The organism is Caballeronia sp. INML3B (assembly GCF_023631305.1).
In the GTDB taxonomy this organism is placed as follows: Bacteria; Pseudomonadota; Gammaproteobacteria; order Burkholderiales; family Burkholderiaceae; genus Caballeronia; species Caballeronia turbans.
Map to the genome: position 1 here is coordinate 562,747 of NZ_JALQDI010000040.1, position 19,927 is coordinate 582,673.

Below are 19,927 nucleotides of genomic sequence, written 5' to 3' on the forward strand. Positions count from 1 at the left end.
GCCAGATCAACCCGCTGGGGATTGCATACAGCAGCTTTGAACGATCAGGTCGATTATTTCGAGACGGGTAATGAGTTGCGGCGCGTTCACTTGAGGCCGAGGCGCCGGGCGAGGCGATTGAGATTGGCGCGATCCAGACCGAGCTCGCGCGCCGCCGACGCCCAGTTCTGGTTGTGACGCTTCAGCACATCGAGAATGAGCGTGCGTTCGTAGGCGGTCACCGCGTCGCGGAAGTCCGTGCCCGGCGCGGGCAACGGCGATGCCTCCGCCCGCGGCGCGCTAACCGTGGCTGTCGCGCCATCGCCGTTGAGCGTCAGATCGGCGGCGGTGAGCGTGAGGATGCGCGGACGCTCCCGATGCGCCGCGAGCGCCTTCAACGCGCTGCGCCCGATCAGATGCTCCAGTTCGCGCACGTTGCCGGGCCAGCGATACGCGAGCAGCGCGGCCTGCGCGTCGGCGGAAAGACGCAGACTCAGGAGGCCGAGGCGCGAGCGGTTCTCTTCGAGGAAGTAACCCGCGAGCAGCAATACGTCGCGCCCGCGCTCGCGCAGCGGCGGCACCACGAGCGGATACACCGACAGGCGATGATAGAAATCCGCCCGAAAGCGCCCTTCGCGCACTTCCTCGGCGAGATCGCGATTGGTTGCGGCGATGAGCCGCACGTCGACCTTGTGCTCGTTGTCCGAGCCGATGCGCTGCAACTGCCCGTTCTGCAGCACGCGCAGCAGCTTCGCCTGGACGGGCAGCGGCAGTTCGCCCACTTCGTCGAGAAAGAGCGTGCCGCCATCGGCGAGCTCGAACTTGCCGCGCCGATCCGACGACGCCCCCGAGAAAGCGCCGCGCACGTGCCCGAAGAGCTCGCTCTCGACGAGCGTATCCGGCAGCGCCGCGCAATTGAGGCTGACGAGCGGCTTGTCCGCGCGCGGCGACAGCGCGTGGATCTCGCTCGCAACGAGCTCCTTGCCGACGCCCGTCTCGCCGGTGATCAGCACGGTCAGATCGCTCGACGCGACGATCGCGATTTCCTCCAGCAAGCGGTTATGCGGCCCGCTGCTGCCGATCATTTCTCGCCGCCGCGGCCCGTTCGCCTGCCGATACACCTCCGCGCGCTGACGCTCCGCCTCGCCTCGTCTCGCGAGCGTGTCGATGCGCTCGGCCACGCGCACGGTCGCCGCCGCGAGACTGAGAAACGCCTGGAGCGATGCCATGTCGATACCGTCGAAGCGCGCAGGATCGAGCGCGTCGAGCGTCAGCAGACCCCACGCGCGCCCGTCGATGATGAGCGGACAACCGAGGCAATCGTGCACTTCGAGATGGCCGCTTACGCCCTTCACGAGGCCATCGTACGGATCCGGCAGGTCGGAGCCGGCGGCAAACCGCGTCGGCGCCTCGCGCGCGAGGATGCGCGCGAATCGCGGATGCTCGCTGACGCGAAACCGCCGGCCGAGCGTATCGCTCGACAGACCGTCGATGGCAAGCGGCACGAGTGTGTCGCCATCGAGCCGCAAAAGCGCAGTGGCGTCCCCCGGAAAGAGCGCGCGCAGCGTGTGCAGCAAACGACGGTAGCGCTCGGTGTCGGGCATCTCGCTCGACAGGTCCTCGATCAGCGGCACGAGGGCGTCGAGCAGCACCCTTGAAGTCATTGCGACTACTTCTGTAGTCTTTTGGACCAGAGTCGAATCGACCATGAATTTCGATAAACGATTGATTTAACGCCAATTCTACTCTGGCACGGAACGTGTATTGGTCTTGCCCGAGGATTGCGACGCGGAAGCGCCCGCTTCCGCCTTTCATCATGAGGAACCGAAGAATGCTGTCAGCCGAACACCGAGCCATCGTCAAGGCAACCGTCCCCCTGCTGGAAAGCGGCGGCGAGGCGCTCACCAGGCACTTCTACAACAAGATGCTCACCGAATACCCCGAAGTTCGCCCGATGTTCAATCAGGCGCACCAGGCAAGCGGCGCGCAGCCGCGCGCGCTCGCCAACGGCGTGCTGATGTATGCGCGGCATATCGACGAACTGGAGAAGCTCGGCGGCCTGGTCGGTCAGATCATCAACAAGCACGTCGCGCTGAACATCCTGCCGGAGCATTATCCGATCGTCGGGCGCTGCCTGCTCGCGTCGATCCGAGAAGTGCTCGGCGAGGAAATCGCCACCGACGCCGTCATCGAGGCATGGGCCGCCGCCTACGGGCAACTCGCCGATCTGTTGATCGGGCTCGAGGAAGGCATCTATAGCGAGCGCGAAAAGGCGCCGGGCGGATGGCGCGGCACGCGGCGGTTCGTCGTCGCTCGCAAGGAGCAGGAAAGCGACGAAATCACGTCGTTCTATCTCGTGCCCGAGGACGGCGGCGCCCTGCTCGACTTCCATCCGGGCCAGTACATCGGCCTGCGCCTTGTCATCGACGGCGAGGAACTGCGTCGCAACTATTCGCTCTCGGCGGCGCCCAACGGCCGCGACTATCGCATCAGCGTGAAGCGCGAGGCGAACGGCAAGGTGTCGAACTTTCTGCATGCGAACGTCCGCGAAAACGACGTGCTCGAGCTTTATCCGCCCGCAGGCGACTTCAGGCTGGAAAAGAGCGAGAAGCCGCTCGTGCTGATCAGCGGCGGTGTCGGCATCACGCCGACGCTCGCGATGCTTCAGGCCGCGCTCGAAACCAGGCGCCCGGTGCACTTCATCCACTCGGCGCGGCACGGCGGCGTCCATGCGTTCCGCGCGGTCATCGAAGAGCTGGCGGCGCGTCACCCGCAGCTCGAGCGCTTCTACTGTTACGAGCACAAGCGCGACGGCGATCACGAAGCGCATGGCATCGGCTTCGTCAACGAAAAGCTGCTCGACGCGTGGCTACCGAAGAACCGTGATGTCGATGCGTACTTCCTCGGCCCGAAGGCGTTCATGAAGGCGGTGAAGAAGCATCTGAAGGTGCTCGGGGTGCCCGAGGCGCAGAGCCGCTACGAGTTCTTCGGCCCCGCCGCCGCGCTCGACTGATTCCGCGCGCGAGGCTGCGCCTGTGGACCCGCGGCGCGTGCCGCCGTGGGTTTTTTTGCGTCCTGATTCGAGCGGAAAGCAGTCCGGCGCCGATGCGGTGGCTACCTGAAATTCCATAAAACCGGTCATTTCAAACAGCCACTCCGAGGCCTAATCTTCTCTTGCCGCGCCGCTCTGGCGCGCTTTCCGAACCAAGCAAAGAGGATACGTCAATGGAACCCCGTCTCGACTTCTACAAGGCCAGCCCCGCCGCGATCAAGGCGCTCGTCGGTGTCGAAGAGCGCATCGCCAAGTCGGCGCTCGAAAAATCGCTGACCGAACTGGTGCGCCTGCGCGCATCGCAGATCAACGGCTGCGCGTTCTGCGTCGACATGCACACGACCGATGCGCGCAAGGGCGGCGAAACGGACCGGCGTCTGGCGACGGTCGTCGTGTGGCGCGAGACGCCGTTCTTCACCGATCGCGAACGCGCCGCCCTCGCATGGACAGAAGCGTTGACGCTGGTGTCGCAGGATCACGTACCCGACAGCGTGTGGGAAGCCGTGAAGCCGCACTTCAGCGACGAGGAAATCGTGGACCTGACACTTCTCATCTCCGCGATCAATAGCTGGAACCGCTTCGCCATCGCGTTCCGCAAGACGCCTGCATGAGGACATGGACATGAGCATGCGCAAATCTTTCGTTCTGGCCGCTGCGCTGATGATCGGTGCGGCGAATGCCGGCGCGCACGATACGAAGGGCGCGGAGGTCGTCGCGCCGGTGATGAAGCAGGCCATTCCCGAGGCAGCCGGCAAGAACGTGCTCATGGCGACCGTCTCGTACAAGCCGGGACAGGCATCGGAAGCGCACATGCATCCGGGGTCGATCTTCGCTTACGTGCTCGCAGGCCACGTCACATCGCAGCTCGAAGGTTCCGCCGCGAAGACGTATGGTCCTGGGCAATCATGGTACGAGCCGCCGGGCGCGCATCACATCGTGTCGAAAAATGCGAGCGCGACGAAGCCGGCGAAGCTGCTCGTGTTCGCGATCGTCGGCGACAACGATCCGGTCAAGCAGCCGATTCCGCACTGATCGAGGCGATGACATCGTGAACCGTCCGCGCGTTGCCGCTTGGCTCTTGAGCATCGTGCCCGGGCTCTGCGGGCTCGGGCAAGCGTGGTGTGTCCCGGCGCGGCTGTGACGCGCCGGTGCAGCTTCGGCCTGGCCTTGGGGACGCTCGCATGCGTGAAGCTAGCGCTCGCGTTGCCGATGTTCGCCGGCGCGAACCTGTTCATCGGTTACCCGTGCGCGCACTCGCGCGCACGGCGGTTCCATCGTGAGGATGTCATGAAGATCGCAGAACCCAGCACCGTTTTTGTCGCGGCGTCGCAAAAGCGCGAGCCGAGCCATTATCAGCGCGGCGCGCTATTCAATCTCGGCTTCCGGCCGTTCTATTTGTGCGGCGCGGCGTTCGGCGCAGTCGCGTTGACGGTGTGGTTGCTCGTGCTGTCGGGCGTGCCGCTTTCCGGCGGCTATCTGCTGCGTGCGGACCCGATCGGCTGGCACGCGCATGAAATGGTGTTCGGCTTCGCGGCGGCGATCATCGCCGGTTTTCTGCTGACGGCCGTGCGCGCCTGGACCGGACGCGACACGGCCAAAGGCGCGGTGCTCGCAGCGCTCACGCTGCTGTGGCTTGCCGGGCGCGTGCTCGTGTGGAGCGGTCCCGCGCTGCCGGCTGCGATCGTCGATAGCGCGTTCTTGCCCCTCGCCGCACTCCTGCTGCTCCGCGTGCTCATGAAGGCGGGCAACCGGCGCAACTATTTCCTCGCCGTCGTGCTGCTTGCGTTCGGCGCGCTGAACGCCCTGTTTCACGGCTTCGCGATCGATACGCGCGCCGATCTCTCGATGCGCGCCGTGTATGCATCCGCGGGCATCGTCGTATTGCTCGTCAGCGTGATCGGTGGACGCGTGATCCCGATGTTTACCGCCAACGCGATCCCCGGCTTCGTCGCGCGGCGCCGGCGCATCGTCGAGGCGACGGTCGCGCCGCTCACGCTCGCGGCGTTTTTCGCCGATGCCCTCGCGCTCGATGGCGCGATCGTCGCGCCGCTCGCCTTGCTGGCGTGCGGGGTGCATCTCGCGCGGATGATCGGCTGGCGCTCGTACGCCGTGCGCGGACGGCCCATTCTCGCGATTCTGCATCTGGCTTATGCGTGGTTGCCGCTCGGCTTCGCGCTGCTCGCTGCGTCCTCGCGAGGATGGACGCGCGTGCCCCATGGCCTCGCGATGCACGCGTTCGCGGCCGGCGCGATCGGCGGCGCGATCATCGCGATGATCACACGCACCGCACGCGGACATACGGGACGCCCGCTCGTCGCGGACAAGCGCGATATCGCGTGCTATGCGCTCGTGATCGCGGCAGGCGCGCTGCGCGTGCTCGGGCCGCTCGCCGCGCCTGCATGGCATTCGACGTGGATCTTCGCCGCGGGCATCTGCTGGGTGCTCGCGTTCGCGCTGTACGTCGCGGCGTACGCTGCGCCGCTATTCAGACCGCGTGCGGATGGCAAGCCGGGTTGAGAGGCAACACGTTTTGACATCGGGATGCGCCGGTTCCGCGAGAATCGCATCCCGCTTTCCCATTCCGATGTCACCATGAAGCACCTTCGTCATATTTGCGCCGTGGCGCTCGCCGTCGCTGCGCTCACGCTTTCCGGCTGCGGCCTTCTCGGTTGCAGCGCCTTCGCCACCAATGGCGGCGGCTTCGGCGGCTGTAGCGTCGGCACGCGGTTCTGATTCACCGTCCCTCCATATGCGGGGCTCGCTTCATCCGTCTCCTGAATAATCGTGCGTTCCCCGCGCGAGCCGGGTTGGCCCGCGCGCCCTTCGCGACGACACTACGTTCATTGGACAACCGTCGGCGACATCTAGCGCCGACATCGACTGGAGACAGCATGAGCGCTCACGTAAGTCTGGTTCTTCTCGCTCTCGTGTCGCCGGCGTGCGCGCTGGCATTGCGGGCGGGGATCGCCAGCATCGATACACGCGTGCCCCGCCTGGCGTTCTGCGCCGCGCTTCGAGGCGTGTCGAATCCGCGGCGTCATCTGCTTTCGTTTCGCGCGTCGCCGTAGCCCGCGACGGCGCTGAACGCCCATCCTGCTGCCGCAGGATCGCTCGAATCACGGGGATAAGGGAGCGAGGAGACCACCTGCCGGCGGCAAGACGAAACGCGCATCCGCAACGCGGCCTCGAGCGCCGCATCATCAGTCGCAAGCCGCGGAAAGCGCGAGCTCGATAACTAGAAACGGGCGACACGCCGGGTCGCCCGCCCAGCCGACCTCACGCCGTACGCATCACTCCTTCACCGCCGTGTAGGACATGTCCAGCGACGCCGCGCGCGCGTGCTTCTGCGAATGCGCGTTACGCATCGGCTTCAGCACGAAGAGCGCGAGCAGCGCCGATATCGCCGCCATGCCCGCCGCGAGCATGAACACCGCGTGCCAGCTTCCGGTCGTCGTCGTGATCACGCTCGAGAATGGCACGAGCAACGCAGCCGTGCCCTTCGCCGTATAAAGCAGACCCGCGTTGGTCGCCGCGAACTTCGGACCGAACGTGTCGCCGCACGTCGCCGGGAAAAGGCTGTAGATTTCGCCCCACGCGAAGAACACGATGCCGGTCAGCACGACGAACGCCGTCGGATTGTGCCCGTACTTCGACAGCGCGACGATGCCCACCGCTTCGATTGCAAACGCGACGAACATCGTGTTTTCCCGCCCGATGCGATCCGACACCCAGCCGAAAAACGGTCGCGTCAGGCCGTTGAGCACGCGGTCGATGGTGAGCGCGAAGGTCAACGCGGGCAGCGTCAGACCGAGTATCGACACGGGCGAATCGTGCAGCCCGAAGTCCTTCGCGATCGGCCCGAGCTGGGCCGTCGCCATCAGTCCGCCGGCTGCCATCATGACGAACATCAGATACATGACCCAGAAGATCGGCGATGCCAGCACCTGTTTCGGACTCGCGTTGTAGACCGCCGCCTTGACCGCGCTCTTCACCGACGCGATCATCTGCGCGGGCGGCGCGTAGAGCGCCATGCCGAGCAGGAACACCACGAGTCCCTGCCCCAGACCGAACCAGAGGAACGTCGCTTCGTAGCCGCTCGACTTGATCATGTGCGCGATCGGCACGACCGTCGCGGCGGAGCCCATCCCGAAACCCGCCGCCGTGATGCCCGCAGCCAGTCCGCGTCGCGCCGGGAACCACTTGAGCGCATTGCCGACGCACGTGCCGTACACCGCGCCCGCGCCGACGCCGCCGACAGCGGCCGCGAAGTACAGAAGCGGCAGCGACGACGCCACCGAGTTGATCGCCCATGCGATCGCGCACAGCAGGCCGCCGCCGACCACGACCGGCCGCGGCCCGTACTTGTCGACGAGATAACCTTCCACGGGCACGAGCCATGTTTCCGTCACGACGAAGATCGTGAACGCCACCTGAATGGCCGCGCGGCCCCAGTGATATTTCTCGTCGATCGGGTTGACGAAGAGCGTCCAGCCATACTGCATGTTCGCGATCATCGCCATGCAAATCACGCCGAAAACCAATTGCACCCACGGCGACGCCAGGCGCGACGCCTTGTCGTCGCGGTCCATCTGGTTCATTCCCATGCCTGTCTCCTTGGCAAATTGCCTTGTGTATTCGGACGCCGAACGGCGCCTCACGCGACGCATTTCATGTCGCATCGCATATACACAGTATGTGATATATCAAGTAAGTCAAGCGAAAGAAATGGCGGGGTTTTCACTAAGCGGATCTTGCTTCGAAAGCGCATGAAAGCTGCAGTGAGGAACAACCGCGCAGACAAAAAAAAGCCCGGCAGAAACAGGCCTGCCGGGCGATGAGCGTGGGCGAGACATGGCAATCCGCAGCACGCCCTTCCTTTATAAATGAAAGTTAAACGTAATGTAAACGGGTATTTCTGTAGGGTTTACGCTTTACCGCGTTTCGACAATTTCAGAAGATGTTGACGGGCACGTTGACCATCAGCCGGTACACATCGCTGGTGCCGTCCGGGTAGTAGGCGCTATTGCTGTGATGGTGCATGTAGTAGAACTTGACCGACGTGTTCTTGAACTTGCCATCCGGAATCGTATAGCTCGGAATCACGCCGATTTCATAGTGCGTGCCGTGGATCGGTTCACCGTTGACGAGATAGTTGGCCGCCTGAGCCGTGCCGCTGTTGGCCATCGCACTGCCATCGGCGTCCCAGCCATATGCACCCCACATCGTGAACTTGAGTCCCGGCACGCCGTACTGCTTCATGTTGAGCGTGTAGGACAGGCTCAACGACTTTTCATGCGGCTGGTTGTAGTCCACGTCGAGCGAGTTCGAGAGATAGTCGCCCGCCGACTGGCCCATGTAGTCGAACGTCTGATCGCTCACGATCTGCTGGAACGCGACCTGCACCGTATGCGCGCCGTGCGTGCCGGCAAGTGCCAGCGAATACGCGTTGTTGTTGATCGCGCCTTGCCGCTTGTCGCCGATCGCGCCCGTGTAGTAGTAGTTCAGCGAGCCGGTCCAGCGCACGGTCTTGGGATCGCCGATGCTCTGCGTCGCCGTCAGGTAGTACTGTTGCCACACGTTGTTCGCGACGCTGCCATACAGCGACACCGACGTATCGTCACCGTGCGTCCAGTCGCCGCCGAAGTACGTGAACTGCGAGACGTGCGTGCCGCCGTATTCGGTCGTCAGGCCGGTGACGGTCGTCATGCCGCGCGCGAGCACGCCATCCACCGTGCCGGCCTTGAGCGTCAGGTTCTTGATTTCATCGCTCGCAAGCGAGAAGCCGCGATAAGTCGGCGGCAACGCGCGGTTGTCGTGCGGTACGAGAAACGGGTTGTCGAAGAGTTGCTGACCGTACTTGAGCACCGTGTTCGACACGCGCGCCTTGACGTCCCACACGCCCGGATAGGCCCACGCCAATTGATTCGATCCGCCGCCGTCCGTGCCCACGTGCACGCGATTACCCGCCCCGTTGCCGCCGTTCAGCTTGAACGCGCCGAAGAGCGACACGTCGCCGCCGAGCCCGATCAGGCCCTTGGTATAGCCCGATTCGAAGACGGCCTGCGCGCCGAGCACCCACGCGTCCTTCTTGCCCGCGCCCTTGAATTCGTCATGCTCGGTAAAGGAGCGCATCAGCACGTTGAAGTGCGAATCCTCGAGGAAGCCCTTCGACTTCGCCTGACTGCTCACCGGCGCGTCCGCTTCGGTGTTGGGCGGCGAATCCGGCGGCGCTTCGGTGTGACGCGAAACAGGCTGAGTTTCGGCTTCATCGGCGTGCGCGGCGACTGTCGCGGCCATGAAACCGCTGAACAACAAAATCGATAGCGCTAGTGAACGTTTTTGTTTTGTCACGAAAAAGATCTCCACTTATTTTGATTCAACTGCTGACGGCTTGATCGAAACGAAGGATTGCGAAACACCTCGCCCGGCGACGCTAGAAGCGTCGAGGCGTACAGGCGGATGAGCAAACGGAGCAAAGGACGGGCGACGCGTGTACTTTATTTATTGCGGGTGTGTCTTCCTCGAATATCGTTGATTTTCTGATTGGCGCGGATTGGCGCGAATCGCCATTCAAGCAAACAGGCACGCCGCCGATGAATCCGCCCCGAACGTGCGCAGCGCCGGCACTTCGCGCGAGCAGCGCGTCTGTGCCATCGGGCAGCGCGTATGGAACACGCAGCCCGAAGGCGGATCGATCGGGCTTGGAATGTCGCCCGACAGGATCTGCACGGTCTTGGCGCGCTCGACCGACGGATCGGGCACCGGCACCGCCGACAACAGCGCGCGCGTGTACGGATGGCGCGGCGTGCCGTAGAGCGCATGTTTCTCCGCGAGCTCCATCACGCGGCCGAGGTACATCACCATCACGCGATCGGAGATGTGACGCACCACGGCCAGATCGTGCGCGATGAAGATGAGCGCGAGCTTCATCTCCTTTTGCAGCGACTTGAGCAGATTCACGATCTGCGCCTGAATCGACACATCGAGCGCCGACACGGGTTCGTCGCAGATGACGAGCTTCGGCTCGACGATCAGCGCGCGCGCGATGCCGATGCGCTGGCACTGCCCGCCGGAAAACTCATGCGGATAGCGGTTGATCATCTGCTCGCGCAGGCCGACCTTCGCCATCATCGCGCGCACGCGTTCGTCCATGTCCCGCTTTGCGATACCAGGCCGATGCTCGACGAGCGGCTCCGCGATGATCTGTCCGATCGTCATGCGCGGATCGAGCGATGCGAGCGGGTCCTGGAAGATCATCTGCACGTCGCCGCGCACGCGATGCCATTCGCGCGCCGATGCACCCGAGAGCGTGGCGCCCATCCATACGATGTCGCCGGCCGTCGCGGGAATGAGGTTCAGGATCGCGCGCGACAACGTGGATTTGCCGCAGCCCGATTCCCCGACGACGCCGAGCGTCTCGCCCGCCTTTAAATCAAAGCTCACGCCGTCGACGGCCTTCAGCGTGCGGCGCGGCGCCCACGGCAGGCGGTTTTTCGACTTCACCTGAAAATGCACGCGCATGTCGCGCACGGAGAGGATCGTCGCGTCAGACATGGCTCGTTTCCTTCGTGACTTGATGAACCGGACGATGACAGGCCCGCAGCCAGCCCGGTCCGACGGCCTTCAGCGCGGGCGCATCGACGGCGCATTCGTCGCCGGCATCGGCGCAGCGCTCGTGGAACGGACAGCCCGCCGGCGGATGCGCCATGTTCGGCGGATTGCCCGGAATGCCGGTCAGCTCACCACCCTCGTGATCGAGGCGCGGCAGCGCGCGCAACAGGCCGATGGTGTACGGATGCGAAGGCTTCGCGAACAACGTGGCGGCATCGCACTGCTCCATCACGCGGCCGCCGTACATCACCATCACCTTTTCGCACAACCCGGCGACGACGCCGAGATCGTGCGTGATCAATACGATCGACGTGCCGAAATCGTGTTGCAGGTTGCGCAGCAATTGCAGGATCTGCGCCTGCACGGTGACGTCGAGCGCGGTGGTCGGCTCGTCGGCGAACAGCACTTCGGGTTCGCACAGCAGGGCCATCGCGATCATCACGCGCTGGCGCATGCCGCCGGACAGCTCGTGCGGATACTGCCCGATGCGATGCGCCGCCTCCGGAATGCGCACGGCTTCGAGCATCGCAATCGCGCGCTTCTTCGCTTCACGGCGCGTGACGTTCTTGTGCAGTTCCAGCACTTCGGTCATCTGCCGCTCGATCGTGAGATACGGATTGAGCGAGCTCATCGGATCCTGAAAGATCATCGAAAGGCGATTGCCGCGGATGCGGTTCATCGCGCGATCCGACATGCCGATGAGATTCTCGCCGCGATACATCGCCTGTCCGCGCGCGCGCCCGTTCGATGCGATGAGGCCCAGCATGGCAAGCACGCTCTGGCTCTTGCCCGAGCCCGATTCGCCGACGATGCCGAGCGTCTCGCCCTCTTCCAGCGAAAAGTTCACGCCGTTCACGGCGCGCACGGTGGCGTCGTGCGTCCTGAACTCGACCTGCAGGTCATTGACTTCGAGTAACGGCATGGCTCACCTGTCCTTCGGATCGAGTGCGTCGCGCAGCCCGTCGCCGACAAAATTGATGCAGTAAAGCGTGATCGACAACAGCGCCGCCGGGAACAGCAAGATCCACGGCGACGATTCCATCACGCCGACGCCGTCCTGAATCAGCACGCCCCAGCTCGTCATCGGCTCCTGCACGCCGAGTCCGAGAAACGACAGCACCGATTCCGTGAGGATGACGGCGGGCACGGTGACGGTCGTGTAGATCGCGACGATGCCGAGCAGATTCGGCACCACATGCCGCGCGATGATGCGTCGCGTCGGCACGCCGATCGCGCGCGCCGCCTCGACATACTCCTTCGAGCGGATCGAAAGCGTCTGGCCGCGCACGACGCGCGCCATGTCCATCCACGAAAAAATGGTGATGGTGACGACGACGAGATAGAACTCGCGGCCGAGCAGCGTCACCATCAGGATCGCGATGAGCAGGTACGGGATGGCGTACATCATGTCGACGATGCGCATCATCGCGTTGTCGACGCGTCCGCCGACGAAGCCCGCGATCGCGCCCCACACGATGCCGAGCGTGACGGACGTGAGCGTGGCGAGCGCGCCGATCATCAGCGAGACGCGGCCGCCGATCAGGCAGCGCACGAGCAGATCGCGGCCGGTGTCGTCGGTGCCGAAGAGGTGCCAGTTCGCGAGCGTGGGCGCCGCGCTCGTCGCGTTCCAGTCGGTGGAGTCGAATTCGTTCGGCAGGAGCCACGGCCCGACGATGCACGCGAGCGTGACCAGAACGAGCAGGATCAGGCTCACGACGGCGGCCTTGTTGCGCAGGAAACGCGCGCGCGCGTCCTGCCACGGGCTGCGGCCCGCGACGGCCTTTTCGAGCATGGGTGCAAGAGAAGCAGATTTCATCGCGCGCCCTTTCAATAACGGATCTTAGGATCGAGCCACGCATACGCGAGATCGACCAGCAGGTTGAGCACCACCGCCACGACCGTGACCAGCACGACGAGGCCGAGCACGAGCGTGTAATCGCGATTGGCCGCGCCGTTCACGATCAGCTTGCCGATGCCCGGCAGCGAGAACACCGATTCCGTGACGACCGCGGCCGTAATCGACGAAATGGCGAGCGGCCCGATCACCGAAACGACCGGAATCAGCGTCGGCTTCAGCGCATGACGCAGCACGACGGTGCGCATTGGCAGTCCCTTTGCGCGCGCGGTGCGGATGTAGTTCGTGTTCAGCACCTCGATCAGGCTCGCGCGCGTCACGCGGCCGACTGTCGCCACGTTGATCATCACGAGCAGCGCGACGGGCAGCGCCATGTAGCGCAGCTGGAAGTCGTTCCAGCCGCCCGCGGGCAGCCACTTCAGCAGGATCGCGAAAACGAGGATCAGCACCGGCCCGAGCACGAACGACGGGAACACGTTACCCGCGTTGCTGACGAGCATGAGCGCATAGTCCGCGATGCTGTTGCGATAGAGCGCCGCCGCGACGCCCAGCGCCACGCCGATCACGATCGCGAGGAGCATCGACACGCCCCCGATCGTGAGCGACACCGGCAGCGCCCGCAGCACGAGGTCGTTCACGCTCCAGTCGGCATAGCGGAACGACGCGCCGAGATCGCCGTGCATGAGACCGTCGAGATAAAACAGATACTGCTTCCACAGCGGCTCGCCGAGGTGGTACTTCGCCTGCAGGTTCGCAAGCACTTCGGCGGATACCTTGCGCTCGCCGTCGAACGGTCCGCCGGGCGTCGCATGCAGCAGCAGATAGCAGATCGTCACGACGATCAGCAGCGTCGGCAGCGTGAGCAGCACGCGCCGCAACGTGTAGGACCACATGAGCGTTCCCCTTCGCCTATGGCAGTGAATTCAGCGATGTCAGTGCTTGACGATGTAGAGATCCTTGCTGCCGTAGTGATCCATCGGGTTCTTCAGCGAGTAGCCGCCGACATAGCTCTTCACGAGACGCGGCAAGCCGTATTGCAACAGCGGCAGCATCGGGTAGTCGTCCATCACGAGCTTCGCGGCCTCAGTCTGCAATTGCGCGCGCTTCGCGAGATCCGCGGTTCCGGCCGCATTCTTGATGAGTGCGTCGGCCTTCGGGTTGCAGTTGAAGTTATCGTTCTGCTCCGACTTGCATTGCACGAGCGTAAGGAAGGTCGTCGCGTCGTTGTAGTCGGCCACCCAGCCATTGCGCGCGATCTGATAGTCGCCTTCATGGCGCTTCTTCAGCAGCACCTTGAACTCCATCGACTCGATGTCCATCGTGAGGCCGAGCTTCGTCTTCCATTCCGACGCGACGAAGATCGCCATCTTCTTGTTGTAGTCGCTCGTGTTCATCGCGAAACGCAGCTTCGTGCCCGGCTTCACGCCCGCCTGTTCCAGCAGCTTCTTCGCTTCCTCGACGCGCTTCGCCATCGGCCAGGCCGACCATTCGTAGTTCGAGACGTCCGCGCCGCTCACGCCCTTCGGCAGCAGGCCGTACAGCGGCGTCTGGCCATCGGCGGTCACGCGCTGCGCGAGCAGATCGCGGTCGATGACCATCGAGAGCGCCTTGCGCACGCGCACGTCCTTCAGCAGCGGATCGCGATTGTTGAAGCTGTAGTAGCGCGTGCCGAGAATCAGCGAGTTGCGGATGTCCTTCGGAAATTGCTGGCTGTACTTCGCGTACGTGCCCGTCGGCAACTGATACGTCATGTCGTTCTCGCCGGACTGGAACAGCTTGACGTCGGTGTTCTCGTCCTCGACCGGCAGGTAGGTGACCTGCGTCAACTGGACGTTCTTCTTGTCCCAGTAGTTCGCGTTCTTCGTCAGCACGAGCTTGCTGTTGACCTGCCAGTCCTTGAGCTGAAAGGCGCCGTTGCTGACGAGATTGCCTGGCTTCGTCCAGTCCTTGCCGAATTTTTCGACCGTCGCGCGATGAACCGGCCCGAAGTTCGGATTCGACATCAGTTCGGGCAGGAACGGCACGAGGCCGTCAGTCCTGACTTCGATCGTGTTCGCGTCGATGGCGCGCACGCCGAGCGCGCTCGCCGGCTTCTTGCCCGCCACGATATCCGCGCCGTTTTGCACGAAGGGGCCAAACACGCTCGCATACGACGACGCCGTTTTCGGATCGACGAAGCGCTGGCAGCCGTACACGAAATCGTTTGCGGTGACGGGATCGCCATTGGACCAGCGCGCGTTCTTGCGCAAGTGGAAGATCCAGGTCGTCGCGTCCTTCTGTTCCCACTTTTCCGCGACGCCCGGCACAACTTTGCCGTCCGGGTCGGTGGCGGTCAGGCTCTCGAACAGGTCACGCGAAACGTTGGCCGCCACCACGCTTTCGACCAGCGCGGGATCGAGCGTTTCGACCTCGGAGCCGTTGTTGCGCACGAGTTCCTGCTTCGCGGCGAGCGTAACGCCAGTCGGCACGATGGCGGCCGTCGCGTGCAGCGCGGAGAGGGCCAGCAGCGTCGCGGCGGCGGCGAGCTTCGGGCGTCGGATCGATACGTGGGGAACAGCAAAAAACGTCATGGGGAATCCTCTTTCTTTGTCTCGACTATTGGTTGTTGACTTTCGTTTTCCTTGCGTACGTTCGCAGTCCTTCGTGTAAGGGGTGTTTATCGCAAGTAGGATAAACAAGCTGACCGCAAACTTGGCAAATCTAACGAAAAGCTTTCTTGATGCCACCGCGTCGCTGCGGCGAAGTCACGTACAGATCACGCGCCTGGCGGACGATTCTTTTGCGGGACGCTTTCATTCGCGCTTCAGGCTGGCGGCGAGTATTTCGCATCAATAAGTCAGATGCCACTCACATGTGCTTATAGTCACTAAATTTTTCGAATAGTCGTTCAATTTGTTGAATCGAGGCACTTTGCGGTTTTTGCTGCATAGCTGGCCTTAAGGCAGCAAGTGCTTGTTTCCTATAAGATTGCGTCGCCGTATAACTGCCGCTTCAATGCCGTCCGAAAGATGATCCGTTTTCGCCAGATCGAGGCTTTTCGCAGCCTCATCATGACCGGCACCAGTGTCGGTGCAGCAAAAAAACTCCATGTGACGCAACCCGCGATCAGCCGGCTGATTGCCGACCTCGAAGCCGATCTCGGTTTCAGCCTGTTTTCGCGCATCGGCGGCCGTCTGAATCCGACGACCGCAGGGCTGCGCTTCTACAAATCCGTCGAGGAGAACTTTCTCGGCCTGGAGCGCCTGAAGCAGGTCGCCGACATGATCCGCGAGGAAGCGTCCGATGGCCTCACGGTCGCGTGCATGCCCGTGCTCGCAACGACGCTCCTGCCGCCCGTGCTCGCCGATTTCACCGAGCGGCACCCTGGCGTGCCGATCAAGGTGGACTCGGTGAAGGTGCCCGAGGTGCTCGTGAACCTGCAGAATCACAAGGCCGATATCGCGCTGAGCCTCGCGTTTCCGGCGGTCGCGGGCATCGAGGTCGAGACGCTGCTCAAGGCGCGCGCTTCCTGCGCGATGCCCGCCACGCACAAGCTCGCAAAAAAGAAGATCGTTCGACCATCCGACTTGCGCGGCGAGAAGCTGATCGGCTGGTTGCCGAATTCGCGCCAGCCTTACGAAGCCGAGCAATCGCTCATTTCATCCACCGAGGACCGGCCGCGTTATACGGTCTTCACCGACACGGCCCACACCCGCTATGCGATGGTCGCGGGCGGCCTTGGCATTTCGATCGTCGAGCCCTTCGGGGCGAAGGTCTGGCGCGCGCATGGTGTCGTCGTGCGGCCGTTCGAGACCGACATCGAGTATGAATATGTGTTGTCGTATCCGAGCAGCGGAATTCGCTCGGACCTTGTCGCGTCGTTCCGCAATTCGGTGAAGCGCGTCGTCGAGCACTATTCGTTCGAGGCCCCGCAGGAAGTCCTCTCGGGGGACGCCCCGAAGCGAGTCCCCCAAAACGACGCGCCGCACGATGACGCCGCAAGTGATACACCGGACGCGGTTTCTTCGAGCGCCGACTGACGCCCTGCGCGCCGTTCAGCCGCCGAGCAGTTTTCGCGCGCGCTCGCGCATCTGCCCGGCGGAGACATCCTCGATGTGAGTCGCGATCCACCAGACGTGCCCGAACGGATCGCGCAGCTTGCCACCGCGGTCGCCGTAGAACTGGTCTTCGACCGGGCGCAGGATCGTCGCGCCTTCGTCGGTGGCGCGTTGCGCGACCGCGTCGACGTCCGTCACGTAGAGATGCAGCATCACGGGCGTGCCGCCGACCGAGAGCGGCCCGATCGTCCCGTGATCGGGAAACTCGTCGCACAGGTAGATGACGTTGCCGCCGATTATCAACTCCGCATGTCCGATACGTCCGTCCGGCTGCTCGATCCTGAACGTTTCGGTCGCGCCGAACACTTTCGTGTAGAAGTCGATGGCGCTGGCGCAGCCCGCTACCGCCATGTAGGGAATCACGCCACGACGGTCATGTGGAATCGGATCGACTTGCGAGGCCATGTCACTCTCCTGGAATGTCGCGGACGCCCTGCCCGCGTCTGCTTCGACACGCATGCACCGCCGATGGTGCCCGGCCTTGATCCGGCTCCGCGTCTCGGGCATGCTGTGGGCCAATTCCGGCGGCCTCGCCTCGAACGCGCATTCGCGCTTCGCTTCATACTCTTGCTTGTCGTAGTCGCTTCAAACCCCATCCACACGGAGCACTCATGCACGATCTGAAAGGCAAAACGATCCTCATTACCGGCGCGAGCACCGGCATCGGCGCGGCGGCAGCAAGGGCGTTCGCGCAGTATGGCGCGAATGTCGCGGTGCACTACAACAGTTCGAAGGACAAGGCCGAGGAAGTCGCGAAGGACGTGCGCGCGCTCGGCGTCACGGCCATCACGGTCGGCGCGGACGTACGCGACTCGAAGGCAATCGACGCCGCCGTCGCGCAAGTCGTCGATACCTTCGGCAAGATCGACGTGCTCATCAACAATGCGGGCAGCCTCGTGAAGCGCGAGCCGATCGCATCCGCGAGCGACGAACTCTTCGACGAGATCATGCACATCAACGCACGCTCGGTGGTCGCGTTCACGCGCGCGGCGCTGCCGTCGCTGCGCTCGGGCGGCGGCGGGTCGATCATCAACGTGACGTCGGTGGCGGCGCGCAACGGCGGCGGCCCCGGCGCGCTGCTCTATGCGGCATCGAAAGGCTTTGTCAGCACGATCACGAAAGGCATGGCGAAGGAACTGATGCCTGACCGCATCCGCGTGAACGCGGTGGCGCCGGGCGTGATTCAGACGCCGTTCCAGGAACGCTTCACGACGCCCGAGCAGCTCGAATCGTTCCGCAAGTCGATTCCGATGGGCTTCATCGGCGAGCCCGACGATTGCAGCGGCGCGTTCCTCTACCTCGCGTCCGAGGCGATGTCGCGCTATGTGACGGGGCAGATCATCGACGTAAACGGCGGGCAGCTGATGCCCTGATCGTCGCACCGCGGCGCTCGTGGTATATAAAACGTCTGCTCTTTCGTCGCATGCAATAAAGGAGAAATACAGGAGATGCTTTTGAAAAAAGAACCGCGCATCCGGTCCCTCGCGCTCGGCGCCATCGTCGCGTCGGCGCTCATGACGGCGGGTTTCGTCGAGACAGCGCCGGCCTATGCGAAAACCGCCGACAACCAGCCGGCCGTTCTGACCGCGTCGGCGGTCGCCGTCGCGGACAAATACGCCGCCGACACCGCCGAGCAGATCTTCAAGCAGGGCGGCAATGCGGTCGATGCAGCCGTCGCCATCGCCTTCACGCTCGCCGTGACGTATCCGGAGGCGGGCAATATCGGCGGCGGCGGCTTCATGACGCTCTACGTCGATCATCGCCCGTACTTTCTCGACTACCGCGAGCGCGCGCCGCTTGCCGCCACGCGCAACATGTACCTCGACGACAAGGGCGAGGTCATCAAGGGCATGAGTCTCTACGGGCACCGCGCGGTCGGTGTGCCCGGCACGGTCGACGGCATGTGGGAAGCGCAGAAGCGCTTCGGCAAGCTGAAGTGGAAGCAGGTGCTCGCGCCCGCCATCAGGTACGCGCAGGACGGCTTCGAAGTCGACGATCAATTGATCAAGCGCCGCGACGACGCCTCGAAGGATTTCGCCGGCAAGACCAACTTCGACCTCTACTTCGGCGGCATGAAGGCGGGCCAGGTGTTCAAGCAGCCCGACCTCGCGAAGACGCTGCAGCGCATCTCCGACAAAGGCGCGAAAGGCTTTTACGAAGGCGAGACCGCCAACCTGATCGCCCGGTCGATGGAAGGCCACGGCCTCATCACCGCGCGCGACCTGAAGGACTACAAGGCCGTGTGGCGTCAGCCGATCACCGCGAGCTGGAACGGCTATCGCGTGATCACCGCGCCGCCGCCGAGTTCGGGCGGCGTCGGCCTCGTGCAGTTGCTGAAGATGAAGGCCGATATCAAGGACAAGTTTCAGGACGTGCCGCTCGATTCCGCGCAGTACATTCACCTCGTCTCCGAAATCGAAAAGCGCGTCTTCGCGGACCGCGCGCAATATCTCGGCGATCCCGATTTCTACAAGGTGCCGGTCGCGCAGCTCATCAACGACGACTACATCCTGAAGCGCGCGCAGGAAGTGAATCCCGATACGCCTTCGGACACGAAGAGCGTCCAGCCGGGACTCGGCACGTCGATGCCCGAGAAAGCGGAGACGACGCACTTCTCGGTGGTCGACAAGTGGGGCAACGCGGTATCCAACACCTACACGATCAACGGCTACTTCGGCTCGGGCGTGGTCGCGGAAGGCACGGGCGTCGTGCTCAACGACGAAATGGACGACTTCGCGTCGAAGCCGGGCGTGCCGAACATGTTCGGTGTCGTCGGAAGCGATGCGAACTCCATCGCGCCGAAGAAACGCCCGCTTTCGTCGATGACGCCGACCATCCTCACGAAGGACGACAAGGTCGCGATGGTGATCGGCACGCCGGGTGGATCGCGCATCTTCACGTCGATCTTCCAGGTCATCACCAACGTCTACGACTTCAACATGCCGCTCGCCGAAGCCGTGGGCGCGACGCGCTTCCATCATCAGCTGCTGCCGCCGAACACGATCTTTCAGGAGCCGTTCCATCAGCTCGATCCGGAGGTCATCAAGCAGCTCGAGGAGAAGGGCTACAAGTTCACGATGCAAGGCTTCAACGGCGACATTCAGGCGATCCGCATAGACGGCGACAAGCCCGAGCCGATGTCCGACCCGCGCGGACGCGGCGTGTCGCGCGTCATCCAGTAATGCGCCGCACAACGGCGAGCAAGTAAAATAGCGGACCGCGCCGGACTAGCGTTTGCCCTAGTCCGGCGTCGTGCCGGTCTTGCCAAAGCCCCGCCCCGCGAGCGATTCCGGGCATATAAGCCCCTCGGCATGACCGGCATGTTTTTCATGG

General features: G+C 63.6%; 18 protein-coding genes. 9 read left to right on the plus strand and 9 right to left on the minus strand.

All coding sequences use genetic code 11. The annotated features are described in order from the left end of the window. Positions 1-86: 86 nt before the first annotated feature. The gene (gene norR / locus NCS58_RS18410; protein ID WP_061115743.1) at positions 87-1,688 is read right to left on the minus strand and encodes a nitric oxide reductase transcriptional regulator NorR; all 1,602 of its coding nucleotides are present in this window, start codon (positions 1,686-1,688) and stop codon (positions 87-89) included. Between the two features lie 122 nt (positions 1,689-1,810). Here norR and hmpA point away from each other — a divergent pair, with 122 nt between their 5' ends. The 6 genes from hmpA (at position 1,811) to NCS58_RS18440 (ending at position 6,099) form a co-directional block, all read left to right on the plus strand. Next, complete coding sequence (gene hmpA, locus NCS58_RS18415) at positions 1,811-2,992, plus strand: NO-inducible flavohemoprotein (protein WP_250477427.1); 1,182 nt, start codon at positions 1,811-1,813, stop codon at positions 2,990-2,992. A gap of 212 nt (positions 2,993-3,204) precedes the next feature. Beyond that, on the plus strand, positions 3,205-3,642 hold the full coding sequence (locus tag NCS58_RS18420) for a carboxymuconolactone decarboxylase family protein (protein ID WP_061115741.1): 438 nt from the start codon (positions 3,205-3,207) through the stop codon (positions 3,640-3,642). A 16-nt stretch (positions 3,643-3,658) separates the two neighbouring features. Further along, positions 3,659-4,063, plus strand: a complete 405-nt coding sequence (locus NCS58_RS18425; protein ID WP_086960666.1) for a cupin domain-containing protein — start codon at positions 3,659-3,661, stop codon at positions 4,061-4,063. A 255-nt stretch (positions 4,064-4,318) separates the two neighbouring features. Beyond that, positions 4,319-5,548 carry an NnrS family protein gene (locus NCS58_RS18430; protein WP_061116059.1) on the plus strand — a complete coding sequence of 410 codons (1,230 nt, stop codon included), beginning with the start codon at positions 4,319-4,321 and terminating at the stop codon, positions 5,546-5,548. Between the two features lie 75 nt (positions 5,549-5,623). After that, entirely contained in the window at positions 5,624-5,764 is a 141-nt protein-coding gene (locus NCS58_RS18435; protein ID WP_250477428.1) for a hypothetical protein, read from the plus strand. A 158-nt stretch (positions 5,765-5,922) separates the two neighbouring features. Then, positions 5,923-6,099, plus strand: a complete 177-nt coding sequence (locus NCS58_RS18440; protein WP_250477429.1) for a hypothetical protein — start codon at positions 5,923-5,925, stop codon at positions 6,097-6,099. Positions 6,100-6,321: 222 nt separating this feature from the next. Here the strand turns inward: NCS58_RS18440 and oxlT are convergent, their stop codons facing one another. The 7 genes from oxlT to NCS58_RS18475 form a co-directional block, all read right to left on the minus strand. Further along, entirely contained in the window at positions 6,322-7,635 is a 1,314-nt protein-coding gene (oxlT, locus tag NCS58_RS18445; protein ID WP_250477430.1) for an oxalate/formate MFS antiporter, read from the minus strand. A gap of 346 nt (positions 7,636-7,981) precedes the next feature. Then, a complete protein-coding gene (locus NCS58_RS18450; protein WP_250477431.1) occupies positions 7,982-9,328 on the minus strand; it encodes an OprD family outer membrane porin in 1,347 nt (448 codons plus the stop codon). A gap of 273 nt (positions 9,329-9,601) precedes the next feature. Next, the gene (oppF, locus tag NCS58_RS18455) at positions 9,602-10,585 is read right to left on the minus strand and encodes a murein tripeptide/oligopeptide ABC transporter ATP binding protein OppF (RefSeq protein WP_061115686.1); all 984 of its coding nucleotides are present in this window, start codon (positions 10,583-10,585) and stop codon (positions 9,602-9,604) included. Further along, entirely contained in the window at positions 10,578-11,564 is a 987-nt protein-coding gene (locus NCS58_RS18460) for an ABC transporter ATP-binding protein (protein WP_250477432.1), read from the minus strand. Before NCS58_RS18460 ends, oppF begins: the two co-directional genes overlap by 8 nt. 3 nt (positions 11,565-11,567) lie before the next feature. Beyond that, positions 11,568-12,458, minus strand: coding sequence for an ABC transporter permease subunit (locus tag NCS58_RS18465; RefSeq protein ID WP_061115684.1), 891 nt, complete (start codon positions 12,456-12,458; stop codon positions 11,568-11,570). Positions 12,459-12,469: 11 nt separating this feature from the next. Beyond that, the gene (oppB, locus tag NCS58_RS18470; RefSeq protein ID WP_061115683.1) at positions 12,470-13,390 is read right to left on the minus strand and encodes an oligopeptide ABC transporter permease OppB; all 921 of its coding nucleotides are present in this window, start codon (positions 13,388-13,390) and stop codon (positions 12,470-12,472) included. Between the two features lie 39 nt (positions 13,391-13,429). Next, complete coding sequence (locus tag NCS58_RS18475; protein WP_250538848.1) at positions 13,430-15,067, minus strand: peptide ABC transporter substrate-binding protein; 1,638 nt, start codon at positions 15,065-15,067, stop codon at positions 13,430-13,432. A gap of 438 nt (positions 15,068-15,505) precedes the next feature. Between NCS58_RS18475 and NCS58_RS18480 the strand changes: the two genes are divergently transcribed. After that, entirely contained in the window at positions 15,506-16,516 is a 1,011-nt protein-coding gene (locus NCS58_RS18480) for a LysR substrate-binding domain-containing protein (RefSeq protein WP_250490466.1), read from the plus strand. A 15-nt stretch (positions 16,517-16,531) separates the two neighbouring features. Here the strand turns inward: NCS58_RS18480 and NCS58_RS18485 are convergent, their stop codons facing one another. Next, complete coding sequence (locus tag NCS58_RS18485) at positions 16,532-16,999, minus strand: VOC family protein (RefSeq protein WP_061115682.1); 468 nt, start codon at positions 16,997-16,999, stop codon at positions 16,532-16,534. Between the two features lie 206 nt (positions 17,000-17,205). Here NCS58_RS18485 and NCS58_RS18490 point away from each other — a divergent pair, with 206 nt between their 5' ends. After that, a complete protein-coding gene (locus tag NCS58_RS18490; RefSeq protein WP_061115681.1) occupies positions 17,206-17,967 on the plus strand; it encodes an SDR family NAD(P)-dependent oxidoreductase in 762 nt (253 codons plus the stop codon). Between the two features lie 141 nt (positions 17,968-18,108). Next, positions 18,109-19,776: a gamma-glutamyltransferase gene (gene ggt / locus NCS58_RS18495; RefSeq protein ID WP_409219296.1), complete on the plus strand. Its 1,668-nt coding sequence runs from the start codon at positions 18,109-18,111 to the stop codon at positions 19,774-19,776. The last annotated feature ends 151 nt before the right edge of the window (positions 19,777-19,927 follow it).